Raw genomic sequence first — 12,128 nt, forward strand, 5'->3', positions numbered from 1 at the left:
GCTCACCACCTCATCTTTTCTTTCTTCTCATAGAGCTGAGTCGTGGACCCTTCCAAGTACGGGCATTGGTGTGGGTCCTTTGGCCACGAACAGGTAACCCCCGCTTGTGCCTCAATCCCCGATAGCAGCCGATCTCTATCAACCGCTTAATGCTTAAGGAAACCTCTTTCCGCAATTCCCCTTCCACCTTTATCCCACTGTTATCAATGACCTTCCGTATCCGGCTTATCTCCTCTTCGGAAAGGTTCTTGACCCTCTTGCTCGGATCCACCCCTGCCTTGGCTAAAATCATCTTGGAAAGAGTAGGACCTATCCCATAGATATAGGTTAAGCCCACATCGATCCGTTTTTCTCGGGGAAGGTCAACACCAACAATTCGCGCCACTTCCCTACCTCCTTAAGAGATTAACCCTGACGTTGTTTATGTCTTGGGTTCTTACAGATAACCCTTACCACGCCTTTTCTCTTTATAATCCTACACTTATCACAGATCTTCTTTACCGATGCTCTGACCTTCATCGGAAACTCCTTCCTCCCTTCTTCTTCCCTACCTTACTTATACCGGTAGACTATCCTCCCCCGAGTAAGATCGTAGGGGGAGAGCTCCACCTTCACCTTGTCCCCGGGCAGAATGCGGATGAAATTCTTCCTCATCCGCCCAGAGATGTGGGCAAGGACCTGGAGCTTATTCTCCAGCTCCACCCGGAACATAGCATTCGGTAGGGGCTCAATCACCGTACCTATTACCTCGATCGGCTCCTCCTTAGGCATACACTAACCTCTTCCTTCTTTTCCCTTAACTCTTTCTAGGACAGAAATGATCGAGCTGAATACTTCCTCTATCGATCCCTCACCATCTATATCCACCAGTTTGCCTTGATTCCGATAGTATTTGATAACCGGTGCTGTCCTCTCCGCCGCTACCTGAAGCCTATGCCTCATCACCTCTTCACTATCATCACTCCTTCGCACCAACCTGGTTCCGCAGCCATCACAGATCCCCTCTCTTTTTGGGGGGGTAGTAGATAGATTATAACATCTACCGCAGGAGGGGCAATAGAGTCGATTAGAAAGCCGGGAGACGATCTTATCCTCGGAAACAATGAGGTTCAAAACCACATCGACCGCCAAACCCCGATTTTCAAGCATCTTATCAAGCATCTCCGCCTGGGGCACCGTGCGGGGGAAACCATCGAGGATGAAGCCCTTCTTGGCATCAGGGTTCTCAATCCGTTCTGCAATCATCTCGACGATCAAATCATCAGGTACCAGCTCCCCAGCATCGAGATACCCTTTAACTTTCTCTCCCAGATCGCTCCCTGAAGCAACCTCAGCTCGCAACATATCGCCAGTGGATATATGAGCAAGAGAAAATCTCTCCTCGATAAGCTTCGCCTGCGTTCCCTTTCCTGTGCCCGGTGGACCTAAAAGCACCACTATCATCTATCCCCTCCTTCCCCTGATCCTCGTCTTCCTCATAAATCCTTCATAATGTCGCATAAGGAGCTGAGATTCTACCTGTTGCATAAAGTCCATCGCTACCCCAATCACAATGAGAAGGGAGGTGCCGCCGAAATAGAACCTCACCCCCAACCCCTCAGTTACCCACATCGGCAGATGAGCATCAAGCCAAGGACCGATCACGGGAATGGAACCCACCTTGAACCCATACATCAGAAATGTGGGAAGAACCGCTACCGCCGATAGATACAACGCCCCGCCAAAGGTTATCCTGCTCAGGATGAAATCGATGTATTCCGCCGTCCGCCTCCCGGGACGGATCCCAGGGATAAAACCCCCGTATTTCCTAAGGTTGTCGGCGACATCGACAGGGTTGAAGATAATGGCGGTATAGAAATAGCAGAAGAAGATTATTGCGATAACATAAATGAGCTCATAAAGAGGCTCTCCAGTCCGGAAATAGCTGGCTATCGTCTGCGCCCAGGGCTTCTTTATGAAGGTAACCACCATCTGAGGAAGCATAACGATGGAAACGGCGAAGATGATGGGGATGACGCCACCGGTATTCACCCTTAGAGGAAGGTGGGTGCTCTGTCCGCCATAGACCCTTCGCCCCATAACCCTCTTGGCATAGGAAACCGGTATCCGGCGTTGCCCCCGTTCAACGAAAACAATGAAGGCGATCACCAATACCATAAAGAGACCAATAAAAAGGAACTTGAGCAGGGAAAGGTTTCCTGAACGGAGATCGCCAAAGGTGGTTATAACGGCGTTGGGCACCCGGGCAACGATACCAGCAAATATAATAAGAGAGATACCGTTTCCTATACCCCTTGCCGATATCTGCTCTCCAAGCCACATAATGAATATGGTACCGGTGGTAAGGGTGAGCACCGTCATTAATCGGAATGACCAACCGGGATGAGAAACAATAGGAGCACCGGAAATAGGAGCGCGCATCTTCTCCAACCCAATGCTTATGCCCAAAGCCTGAATGGCGGATATGAGGACGGTGCCATAACGGGTGTACTGATTAATTTTCTTCCGTCCCAGTTCCCCCTCCTTGGAAAGACGCTCGAGATAGGGCCAAACTACGGTTAGCAATTGAAGGATGATCGATGCGCTGATATACGGCATAATACCGAGGGAGAAGATGGTGAAATTCCTCAGAGCTCCCCCGGAGAAAAGATCCATTAGCCCAAACACACCTCCCTTAAACCGCTCAAAGAACTCAGCTACCGCCTCTCCATTAACCCCAGGGGTAGGTATGTGCGCCCCTACCCGATAAACCGCAAGGAGGAGAAAGGTAAAGATCAACCTCTTCCTTAAGTCAGGAATACTAAAGATGTTTCTCAGACTCTCAATCATCGTTCTATGACCTCAACCTCTCCCCCGGCTCCCTTTATCTTCTCTATGGCTCCCCGACTGAACTTGTGGGCAACCACCTTCAGGGGCCGGTCTATTTCACCATCACCCAATATCTTAACCCCATCCTTCACCTTCTTTATTATACCCCGCTCGAGGAGCAACTCCGGAGTGACCTCGGTATTCGGGGGGAAATCCGCCAACCGCTCAACATTTACCTCCGCATACTCCTTGCGGAATATGTTGGTGAACCCCCGCTTGGGCACCCGGCGATGGAGGGGCATCTGCCCTCCCTCAAAACCAAGCGACTGATGAAAACCGGAACGGGACTTCTGTCCATCCCTACCCCGGCAGGAGCTCCTTCCATGACCCGAACCTATCCCCCTACCTACTCGCTTCTTCCTCTTTAATGCTCCCTTAGGCGGTTTCAAATTGGCTAAAGTAATCTCCTCCATCCCTTTACTCCTCAATGATCCTCACCAAATGAGGTATTTTCTTCACCATACCCCTTATCTCCGGGGTATCAAGACGAACCACTACCTGATTGAGCCTTCTAAGACCCAAACCCCGTAATACCTCTCGCTGTTTCTTTGGATAACCTATGGCACTCTTTACCTGCTTAATCTTTATCGTCTTCCCCTTTTTCTGCTTGGTGACCACTTTCCTTCACCCTCTTTCTGCTACTCTCTGTTAACTATATCCTTACCTCTTATCCGAGCCACCCTCTCCGGATCCTTGAGCTTGAGTAAGCCATCAAAAGTGGCCTTGACCACATTGTGAGGATTATTACTGCCAAGCGACTTGGCAAGCACATCCTTAACCCCACAGAGCTCAAGCACCACCCGCACCGCGCCACCAGCAATGATGCCAGTACCCGGAGAGGCAGGCTTCATAAGCACCTTACTAGCACCAAATTCCCCCAGCACAGCGTGATGAAGGGTAGTATTATTAAGAGGAACCTCAATGAGGTTCTTCTTGGCGATTTGGATCCCTTTATTTATCGCCTGAGGTACTTCCCGAGCCTTACCCAAACCATAACCAACATGACCCTTGCCATCACCCACCACCACCAAGGCGGTAAAGCTCAGGTTCTTACCCCCTTTGACTACTTTAGTGACTCGGTTTATATAAATAACCTGATCGGTAAGCTCAAGCTCGTTGGCGTCTATCCGTTTCCTCTTAAGCAACACTTCCTCCTTTCTCCCTCACTTAGAACTCAATACCTTCTTCTCTCATCGCTTCGGCAGCCGCCTTCACCCTGCCGTGATACTTATAACCTCCTCGATCAAACACTATCTTCGTGATTCCCTTCTCCTTAAGCTTCGCTGCCATAAGCTCACCCGCCAGCTTCGCCGCTGCTATGTTGCCTCCATAAGTCATCTTCGATTTGAATAAGGGATCGAGCGACGAAACCGAAGCTATGGTAACCCCTCGGGTATCGTCTATTGCCTGAAGATAAATGTGTTTAAGACTTCGAAAAACACAAACCCGAGGACGCTCTTTGGTACCCTTAACCTTTTTTCTTACCCTTAAATGTCTCCGCTTTCTCGCCTCTTCCTTAGTTAACTTCATCGATCATCGCCCTCCAAGAATCATCACTGACCACCAACTCCGGCTTTACCAACCTTCCTTCGAAGGACCTCACCTTTGTACCTTATCCCCTTACCTTTGTAAACATCGGGTTTCCTTAAACTCCTTATGTTCGCCGCTACCTGACCAACTAACTGCTTATCGATACCGGATACGGTGAGTTTCGTTCCTCCCTCTACCTGAATGGAGATGCCTTTTGGAATGGAGAATTCGATGGGATGAGAATAACCGAGCTGGAAGATCACTTTATCTCCCTTATGCTCCGCTTTATAACCCACCCCAACGATCTCAAGCTCCTTAGAAAACCCTTCACTAACCCCCTTTATCGCGTTGGCAAGCAAACTCCTTGTGAGACCATGAAACATCCGTTGGCTCCGAGAATCACCGGAACGCTCAACAACCGCCACCGAATTCTCCGCCCGCACCGTGATCCCCTCAGGAAGGGGGGTACGAAGCTCCCCCTTAGGACCCTTGACTACCACCTCACTCCTGCCTATCTCTAAATTAACCCCAGCGGGAATGGATATCGGTTTCCTTCCTATCCTCGACATTTGCAGCCTCCTTCCCCTACCACACCTCACAGAGAACTTCCCCTCCTACCCCCTTCTTCCGCGCTTCAGCATCGGTAAGGATCCCTTTGGAGGTAGAAAGGATGGCAATGCCCAACCCGTTCAGTACCCTGGGGACCTCCTCCTTCCCACAATAGACCCTTCGCCCCGGTTTACTCACCCGCTTGAGACCGGTAATAGCCGGTTCCCCTTCCGGGGTATATTTGAGCCTGAGGGTCAGAATACCCTGCTTTCCGTCATCCTCAAACCGGAAGTTCTCCACATAACCCTCTTCCTTCAAAATCCTCGCTATCTCGAGCTTCATCTTGGAAGAGGGGAGGGATACCTCCTCCTTCTTCGCCATAAGTGCGTTTCTGATCCGGGTCAGCATATCAGCAATGGGATCGGTCATCATCTTTCCGCTACTCCTTTCCTAATTAAAAACTACCAGCTCGACTTTATCACTCCAGGTACCTCCCCCCTTAAGGCGAGGCTTCTGAAGCAAATACGGCAAATGCCAAACTTCCTCAGATATCCACGGGGCCTACCGCATAGCCTACACCGATTCCGCTGCCTCACCTTGAACTTTGGGGGACGCTTAGCTTTCTCAATTAACGCCTTTCTCGCCACCTTCTTATAACCTCCTATCTTCTCCTGAAGGGGAAGCCAAGGAGCTCAAGGAGCCTTCTTGCCTCTTCGTCAGTATTAGCGGTGGTGCATATGGTCACATTCATCCCCTTTATCTTCACTATCTTGGAGTAATCGACCTCAGGAAAGATCGACTGGTCCCTAAGACCTAAGGTATAATTGCCCCTCCCATCAAAAGAACGGGTGGGAAGACCCCTAAAGTCGCGCACCCTGGGGAGAGCGATATTGACCAGCCGATCGAAGAATTCCCACATCCGTGTCCCCCTGATGGTCACGGTGCAACCCACTGGTTGCCCTGCCCGTAATTTGAAGGCAGCGATCGACTTCTTCGCCCGCCTTATGGCAGGACGCTGTCCCGTGATCAACGCCAGATCGTTCATCACCCCATCAAGGATACGAATGTCCTGCGTCGCCTCACCTACCCCCATATTGACCACAATCTTCTCCAACCGAGGCACAGCCAGCTTGTTCTTATAGCCAAACTCCTTCATCAACTTGGGGACTATCTCCTTTTCATAAAGCTCCTTCAATCTCGGTATTATCTTCGCCTTGGCTATCATCTATCCAACACCCCTTGGCATTTCTTGCACACCCGAACCTTCTTCCCGTCCTCGAGAAAGATATGACCTACCCGGGTGGGCTCACCACACTCGGGACAGATAACCATCAGGTTGGAGATATGAATCGGAGCCTCTCGCTCCACTATTCCACCTTTTATGTTCTTCTGAGGATTGGCTCGGGTATGACGCTTGACCATATTTACCTTCTCAACAAGCGCTCTCTCCCGCTTGGGAAAGACACGGAGCACCTTCCCTTGCTTCCCCCGATCCTTTCCCTGAATAACGAGCACTATATCGTTCTTCTTGATAGAGACCTTAGCCATCTCCACCATACCTCCTATAACACCTCGGGGGCTAAGGAAACGATCTTGGTGAACTTCTTCTCCCTGAGCTCACGAGCTACCGGTCCGAAAACACGAGTTCCCAAGGGCTCCCCATACTTGTTTATAAGCACCGCAGCATTCTGGTCAAACCTAATATAGGTCCCGTCCTTCCTCCTCACCTCTTTCTTCGTCCTCACGATCACCGCTCGTACAACCTGACCTTTCTTTATGTTGGAGTTCGGCACTGCCTCCTTTACCGAAGCGGTTATCACATCTCCTACCGTAGCGGTCCTTCCTACCCCAGAACCCACCGGAAGGATACAGGCGATCCTCTTCGCCCCCGAGTTATCAGCCACCTCCAAGATCGTCCGCATCTGAATCATCGATCATCCCTCCTTCTCTTCAGGAACCAAATCCGTCTCCTCACCGGGAGAAAATCTCTCGCCGCCTCTCATCAATATTTTCTTCACCACCCAGCGCTTATGCCGACTTAATGGTCTTGTTTCCTCGATGAGGACGACATCCCCTTCCTGACATCTATTTCCCTCATCGTGAGCCATAAACCTCCTGATCTTCCGCATCGTCCTCTTATAGAGGGGATGCTGAACCAAGGTGTCCACGCGAACTACCACCGTCTTATCCATCTTGGAGCTGATGACGGTGCCCGTTCTCGTCTGCCTCCTCCTCATAATAATCCCTCACTTTTTGACTTCTCTCTGAAGCTCGCGTTCCCTCATAACCGTCTTCACGCGAGCAAGATCCCTCTTGAGCAACCTGAGCTTCATCGGGTTGTCCAACTGACCCGCCGCCAACTGGAAACGAAGTTTATATATCTGTTCAGCAAGCTCCCGCTCCTTATGAAGGAGCTCTTCATCGGAAAGTTCGCGGATCTCAGCTGGCTTCATCCTCAGACCTCCTCAAACCGGGTTACAAACTTCGTCCTTATCGGCAGTTTATGGGAAGCGAGCCGCATCGCCTCCCGGGCGAGTTCCTCGGACACCCCTTCGATCTCATAAAGGATCCTTCCCGGCTTCACCACCGCCACCCAAGCCTCAGGGGATCCCTTACCCTTACCCATCCGGGTCTCCGCTGGTTTCTTGGTGATCGGCTTGTCGGGAAAAATCCTTATCCACAGCTTGGCACCTCGTCTTACGCAGCGGGTAATAGCGATCCTCGCCGCCTCTATCTGACGGGCAGTGATCCAACCCGGCTCAAGTGCCTTCAGCCCATACTCACCGAAGGAGACGGTGGAACCAGCAATCGCCTTCCCCTTCATTCTGCCCCGCTGTTGCTTCCTATATTTAACCTTCTTCGGCATTAACATTGGAACTCCCCCCTTCTATCGCCGACCGGAATAGAACTTATCCAGAATAGCCTTCCTGACATCAAGGATGTCGCCATGATAGATCCAAACCTTCACTCCGATAACCCCGTAAGTGGTGAACGCTTCAGCAAATCCATAATCTATATCAGCCCGAAGCGTCTGCAAAGGAAGCCTGCCGTAGAGATACCATTCAGAACGAGCGATCTCCGCCCCGTTCAATCTCCCGGAACAGCGGATCTTTATCCCTTTAGCACCAAACCTGAGAGCGGAATCAACCGCCTTCCTCATCGCTCGACGAAAAGCAACCCTCTTTTCCAGCTGGATAGCAACCGACTCGGCAACGAGCTGGGCATCAACCTCCGGGGTTTCAACCTCTTGAATATTTATAAAGACATCACGGCCCGTCCTCTCCTGAAGCTCCTGATTCAGCCGTTCCACTTCAGCCCCCTTCCTTCCAATGATTATGCCGGGCTTTGCGGCAAGGATATTGATCTTCAACTTGTCTGCCGCTCTCTCGATCTCGATGCGCGAGACCCCGGCATGGGCGAACCGTTTTTTCAGATCCCTCCGGAGAAGAACGTCCTCATAGAGGAGATCCTTATACTCCTTAGTGGCGAACCACCTTGAATGCCAGGTTTTGGTATATCCCAGCCGGAACCCATGAGGATGAGTTTTCTGACCCAATTTGCTACCTCCAGTTTTTATTCCTTGGACTTACCCTTAGCGACAGTTGCGGGAACCAATTCCGAAAGCTCCACCGTGATATGGGACATCCTCTTCAGTATCCGATACACTCTGCCCATCGCCCGAAAACGGTACCTCTTCATCGTAGGACCCTGATCCACATAGGCACGAGAGACCACCAAGTTATCCACATCCACATTCTCCAACTTCTGCTCCGCATTGGCTATCGCTGAAAGGAGCACCTGCTCTATCTCCTTTGCCGCCCGCTTCTTGCTGAAACGGAGGATGGTAAGCGCCTCGGATACCCTCTTCCCCTTTATCAGATCTATAACCAACCGCGTCTTCTGGGGAGAGATCCGGATATAACGACCGCTTGCCTTAGCTACCACCATAGCACCTACCTCCTCACCTTGGTCTTACCCGACTTAACCGGATGCCCCCGAAAGGTACGAGTAGGAGCAAACTCACCCAGCTTGTGACCAACCATATTCTCCGTAATGTAAACCGGAAGAAACTTCATACCATTGTGAACAGCGAATGTATAACCCACCATCTCGGGCACTATGGTGGAACGCCGGGACCAGGTTTTGATTACCTTCTTCTCCCCGGTTTCGTTCATCTTGCGCACTTTCTCAAGAAGCTTTGGGTCTACATACGGACCTTTTTTAATTGACCGAGCCATCTTCCTACTTTCTCCTCTTCAGGATGAACTTATCCGATGGTTTCTTCCTCCGCGTCCTATACCCCTTGGTGGGCTTACCCCAGGGAGTACAGGGATGCCTTCCGCCATGGGACCGTCCTTCACCACCACCTAACGGATGATCCACCGGGTTCATCGCCGTCCCCCGAACATGAGGTTTAAAGCCGAGCCAGCGCATCCTCCCCGCTTTTCCGATAACTACATTCTCATGATCCAGGTTCCCCACCTGGCCGATAGTAGCGTAGCACTCCTCATGGACCATCCGCACCTCACCCGAAGGAAGCTTCACCTGAACATATTTCCCCTCTTTGGCAACAACCTGGGCGGCGGTGCCGGCTGCCCTAACCAACTGCCCTCCCTTACCCCTTTTGAGCTCGATATTATGAATAAATGTACCGAGGGGGATCCTCTTCAGAGGAAGGGCATTCCCCACTGCGATCTCGGCATCGGGTCCCGACATAACCTCATCCCCTACCTTAAGACCAAGGGGAGCGATGATATAACGCCATTCCCCATCCCGGTAGGAGATGAGGGCAATATTGGCGGAACGGTTTGGATCGTACTCTATCGAAACCACCTTTCCTGGAACACCTATCTTATCCCGCCTAAAATCTATTATCCGATATCTCCTCTTATGCCCTCCTCCCCGGTGCCAGGCAGTGATCTCACCATAGTTGTTCCTCCCCCCAGTCCTGGTAAGCCCCTTAACCAACGGCTTATAGGGCTTCTCCGTGGTGATTTCCTCCGACTTGAGCACCGTCATAAACCGTCTCGCCGGAGAGGTTGGCTTGTACTTAATTATCGGCATCTCATCCACCCCAATGGTTTACTTGTCCTATACCCCTTCGACATACTCCACCCGTTTTTCACCCTTCACCAATTTGACATAAGCCTTCTTCCAATCAGGCCTTTTCCCCTCAAACCGACCGAGCCTCTTCTTCTTACCCTTTACATTCACTATCCGCACCTCCTCTACCCGCACTTTGAACAACTTCTCCACTGCTTTCTTTATCTCTATCTTGTTCGCCCGAGGATCAACTGCAAAACAAAGGATATTATCCCTGTCTTTAAGCTCGGTCGATTTCTCAGTAATGATCGGATGAAGAATTACCCTATACTCCTCACTCACTTGCTCAACTCCTCTGAAAGTTTAAGCACCGCCCTCTTCGAGATCAACAGGGTATCGTGCTTCAGAAGCTCATATACATTCACCTGCGTCGAGTCGAGGAACTTCACATAAGGAACATTCCTCGATGAAAGGATAAGATTAATATTATCGCGAAAATCAACCACCAATGCCTTGGAGTCTATCGAAAGCCGTTCAATCGCCGCTACGAACTCCTTCGTCTTGGGCGAGGGGAGAGCAAACTCATCGATGACCACGATCTTATTCAGCTTGTTCTTCTGAGAGAGCGCAGAACAAAGGGCAGCCTTTATAACCTTCTTCGGCAAACGATAATAATAACTCCGCGGTTTGGGACCAAAAACAACCCCCCCTCCTCGCCAAATGGGGGAACGAATGCTCCCATGGCGGGCGCGCCCCGTTCCTTTCTGCCTCCAAGGCTTCTTCCCTCCACCAGCGACCTCAGCTCGGGTCTTGGTGGAAGCGGTTCCTCGACGCAGTTTAGCCAGATAATGCTTCACCGCCTCGTAAATGAGATGAGGCTTCACCTCGGCGGCAAACACCTTGTCCGATACCTCTACCTTCCCCACCTCTTTATTCTCTAAGTTCTTCACGGTAAGCGTAGCCATCTTCTTCTCACCCTTCCTTACTCTCTTCCTTTCGGCTTCCTGATTATCAGATAACCACCAGGAGCCCCAGGGACAGCCCCCTTCACCAACAAGAGGTTCTTTTCCTCATCCACCTTGACTATCTTCAGGTTCTTCACCGTGACCCTTCTGCCTCCCATTCTTCCTGGAAGCTTTTTCCCCTTAAAAACCCGCGAGGGGAAAGCAGAAGCACCGATGGAACCAGGTGCCCGATGAAACATCGAGCCATGGGAATTTCTCCCCCCTCGGAAGTTCCACCGCTTGAACACCCCGGCAAAACCACGTCCCTTGCTCGTTCCGATGACATCAACCGCCTTTTCCTCAGCAAAGATGGCCACCGAGATCTTGTCCCCAGGCTTTACCTCCTCACCTTTATTGAGGAGTTCCACCTCACGGATAAACTTGACCGGAGGAGCTCCCGCCTTAGCCAGATGGCCTGCCAGTGGCTTGGTAAGCCTCTTCTCCTTCACCTTATCCTCGATGAGCCCGATCTGCACCGCCCGGTAGCCATCCCTCTCCTCCGTTTTCACCTGAAGGACGACACAGGGACCTGCCTTTATCACGGTCACCGGGATCGCCTCCCCCTCAGGGGTATAGATCTGGGTCATACCTACCTTTTTCCCCAAAATACCACCTATCATCTCTCGCTCTCCTTATTCCCGCTCTGGTCCGTAAGCCTTGATCTCCACATCCACCCCCGCAGGGAGATCGAGCTTCATCAGCTCATCCACCGTCTGAGCATTGGGCTCCAATATCTCAAGAAGACGCTTGTGGGTCCTGATCTCGAACTGCTCCCGCGACTTCTTATCCACATGGGGAGAACGATTGACGCAGATCTTGGTGATCTTGGTGGGAAGAGGAATAGGACCCACCACCTTCGCCCCGGTCCTCTTCGCTGTCTTCACTATCTCAGAGGTAGACTGATCAAGGATCCGGTGATCATAAGCCCTCAATCGTATTCGTATCTTCTCGCCAATCATCGCTTCCTCTGCCTTTCCACTAATATAGCTTTTACCTAAAAACCAAAACTACTTGATTATTTCGGTGACGGTGCCAGCACCTATCGTCCTTCCACCCTCACGAATAGCAAACCGTAACCCCTTCTCCATCGCTATCGGCGTGATCAGGTCTATCCGTAAATTCACATTATCTCCC

The 12,128-nt window shown here is 51.1% G+C and carries 27 protein-coding genes; all 27 read right to left on the bottom strand.

Features of this window, described 5'->3' with window-relative positions; genetic code table 11:
- Positions 1-10 precede the first annotated feature (10 nt).
- Positions 11-385, bottom strand: coding sequence for a 30S ribosomal protein S13 (gene rpsM, locus J7L64_02345; protein ID MCD6451194.1), 375 nt, complete (start codon positions 383-385; stop codon positions 11-13).
- 20 nt (positions 386-405) lie between these two features.
- The gene (gene rpmJ, locus J7L64_02350) at positions 406-519 is read right to left on the bottom strand and encodes a 50S ribosomal protein L36 (GenBank protein ID MCD6451195.1); all 114 of its coding nucleotides are present in this window, start codon (positions 517-519) and stop codon (positions 406-408) included.
- Between the two features lie 33 nt (positions 520-552).
- Positions 553-771, bottom strand: coding sequence for a translation initiation factor IF-1 (infA, locus tag J7L64_02355; GenBank protein MCD6451196.1), 219 nt, complete (start codon positions 769-771; stop codon positions 553-555).
- Positions 772-774: 3 nt separating this feature from the next.
- Positions 775-1,443: an adenylate kinase gene (locus J7L64_02360; protein MCD6451197.1), complete on the bottom strand. Its 669-nt coding sequence runs from the start codon at positions 1,441-1,443 to the stop codon at positions 775-777.
- A complete protein-coding gene (gene secY, locus J7L64_02365; protein MCD6451198.1) occupies positions 1,444-2,829 on the bottom strand; it encodes a preprotein translocase subunit SecY in 1,386 nt (461 codons plus the stop codon).
- The gene (rplO, locus tag J7L64_02370; protein ID MCD6451199.1) at positions 2,826-3,272 is read right to left on the bottom strand and encodes a 50S ribosomal protein L15; all 447 of its coding nucleotides are present in this window, start codon (positions 3,270-3,272) and stop codon (positions 2,826-2,828) included. Before rplO ends, secY begins: the two co-directional genes overlap by 4 nt.
- A 13-nt stretch (positions 3,273-3,285) precedes the next feature.
- Entirely contained in the window at positions 3,286-3,486 is a 201-nt protein-coding gene (rpmD, locus tag J7L64_02375; GenBank protein MCD6451200.1) for a 50S ribosomal protein L30, read from the bottom strand.
- Between the two features lie 20 nt (positions 3,487-3,506).
- On the bottom strand, positions 3,507-4,013 hold the full coding sequence (gene rpsE, locus J7L64_02380; protein ID MCD6451201.1) for a 30S ribosomal protein S5: 507 nt from the start codon (positions 4,011-4,013) through the stop codon (positions 3,507-3,509).
- 22 nt (positions 4,014-4,035) lie between these two features.
- Entirely contained in the window at positions 4,036-4,398 is a 363-nt protein-coding gene (locus tag J7L64_02385) for a 50S ribosomal protein L18 (protein ID MCD6451202.1), read from the bottom strand.
- 23 nt (positions 4,399-4,421) lie between these two features.
- Positions 4,422-4,967: a 50S ribosomal protein L6 gene (rplF, locus tag J7L64_02390; GenBank protein ID MCD6451203.1), complete on the bottom strand. Its 546-nt coding sequence runs from the start codon at positions 4,965-4,967 to the stop codon at positions 4,422-4,424.
- A gap of 16 nt (positions 4,968-4,983) precedes the next feature.
- On the bottom strand, positions 4,984-5,376 hold the full coding sequence (gene rpsH / locus J7L64_02395; protein ID MCD6451204.1) for a 30S ribosomal protein S8: 393 nt from the start codon (positions 5,374-5,376) through the stop codon (positions 4,984-4,986).
- Positions 5,377-5,408: 32 nt separating this feature from the next.
- Positions 5,409-5,594 carry a type Z 30S ribosomal protein S14 gene (locus J7L64_02400; protein ID MCD6451205.1) on the bottom strand — a complete coding sequence of 62 codons (186 nt, stop codon included), beginning with the start codon at positions 5,592-5,594 and terminating at the stop codon, positions 5,409-5,411.
- Positions 5,595-5,608: 14 nt separating this feature from the next.
- Positions 5,609-6,151 (bottom strand): 50S ribosomal protein L5, encoded by a 543-nt coding sequence (rplE, locus tag J7L64_02405; protein MCD6451206.1) that lies wholly within the window; start codon positions 6,149-6,151, stop codon positions 5,609-5,611.
- A gap of 17 nt (positions 6,152-6,168) precedes the next feature.
- Positions 6,169-6,495 carry a 50S ribosomal protein L24 gene (gene rplX, locus J7L64_02410; protein MCD6451207.1) on the bottom strand — a complete coding sequence of 109 codons (327 nt, stop codon included), beginning with the start codon at positions 6,493-6,495 and terminating at the stop codon, positions 6,169-6,171.
- 14 nt (positions 6,496-6,509) lie between these two features.
- Positions 6,510-6,878, bottom strand: a complete 369-nt coding sequence (rplN, locus tag J7L64_02415; GenBank protein MCD6451208.1) for a 50S ribosomal protein L14 — start codon at positions 6,876-6,878, stop codon at positions 6,510-6,512.
- Positions 6,879-6,881: 3 nt separating this feature from the next.
- The gene (gene rpsQ / locus J7L64_02420; protein MCD6451209.1) at positions 6,882-7,190 is read right to left on the bottom strand and encodes a 30S ribosomal protein S17; all 309 of its coding nucleotides are present in this window, start codon (positions 7,188-7,190) and stop codon (positions 6,882-6,884) included.
- 3 nt (positions 7,191-7,193) lie between these two features.
- Positions 7,194-7,400 (bottom strand): 50S ribosomal protein L29, encoded by a 207-nt coding sequence (gene rpmC / locus J7L64_02425; GenBank protein MCD6451210.1) that lies wholly within the window; start codon positions 7,398-7,400, stop codon positions 7,194-7,196.
- A gap of 2 nt (positions 7,401-7,402) precedes the next feature.
- A complete protein-coding gene (rplP, locus tag J7L64_02430) occupies positions 7,403-7,819 on the bottom strand; it encodes a 50S ribosomal protein L16 (GenBank protein ID MCD6451211.1) in 417 nt (138 codons plus the stop codon).
- Between the two features lie 15 nt (positions 7,820-7,834).
- Positions 7,835-8,503 carry a 30S ribosomal protein S3 gene (gene rpsC, locus J7L64_02435; GenBank protein ID MCD6451212.1) on the bottom strand — a complete coding sequence of 223 codons (669 nt, stop codon included), beginning with the start codon at positions 8,501-8,503 and terminating at the stop codon, positions 7,835-7,837.
- Positions 8,504-8,520: 17 nt separating this feature from the next.
- Positions 8,521-8,895, bottom strand: coding sequence for a 50S ribosomal protein L22 (gene rplV / locus J7L64_02440; protein ID MCD6451213.1), 375 nt, complete (start codon positions 8,893-8,895; stop codon positions 8,521-8,523).
- Positions 8,896-8,900: 5 nt separating this feature from the next.
- The gene (gene rpsS / locus J7L64_02445) at positions 8,901-9,185 is read right to left on the bottom strand and encodes a 30S ribosomal protein S19 (protein ID MCD6451214.1); all 285 of its coding nucleotides are present in this window, start codon (positions 9,183-9,185) and stop codon (positions 8,901-8,903) included.
- Positions 9,186-9,189: 4 nt separating this feature from the next.
- Positions 9,190-10,011 (bottom strand): 50S ribosomal protein L2, encoded by an 822-nt coding sequence (gene rplB / locus J7L64_02450; GenBank protein ID MCD6451215.1) that lies wholly within the window; start codon positions 10,009-10,011, stop codon positions 9,190-9,192.
- Positions 10,012-10,038: 27 nt separating this feature from the next.
- The gene (locus tag J7L64_02455) at positions 10,039-10,332 is read right to left on the bottom strand and encodes a 50S ribosomal protein L23 (GenBank protein ID MCD6451216.1); all 294 of its coding nucleotides are present in this window, start codon (positions 10,330-10,332) and stop codon (positions 10,039-10,041) included.
- Entirely contained in the window at positions 10,329-10,955 is a 627-nt protein-coding gene (gene rplD / locus J7L64_02460; GenBank protein ID MCD6451217.1) for a 50S ribosomal protein L4, read from the bottom strand. Before rplD ends, J7L64_02455 begins: the two co-directional genes overlap by 4 nt.
- Before the next feature lie 17 nt (positions 10,956-10,972).
- Positions 10,973-11,614: a 50S ribosomal protein L3 gene (rplC, locus tag J7L64_02465; GenBank protein ID MCD6451218.1), complete on the bottom strand. Its 642-nt coding sequence runs from the start codon at positions 11,612-11,614 to the stop codon at positions 10,973-10,975.
- A gap of 12 nt (positions 11,615-11,626) precedes the next feature.
- Entirely contained in the window at positions 11,627-11,953 is a 327-nt protein-coding gene (gene rpsJ, locus J7L64_02470) for a 30S ribosomal protein S10 (GenBank protein ID MCD6451219.1), read from the bottom strand.
- A 48-nt stretch (positions 11,954-12,001) separates the two neighbouring features.
- Positions 12,002-12,128: elongation factor Tu (gene tuf, locus J7L64_02475; protein ID MCD6451220.1), on the bottom strand; the 127-nt coding region annotated here is incomplete at its 5' end.

The sequence above is a fragment of the Acidobacteriota bacterium genome, assembly GCA_021161905.1.
In the GTDB taxonomy this organism is placed as follows: Bacteria; Acidobacteriota; B3-B38; order Guanabaribacteriales; family JAGGZT01; genus JAGGZT01.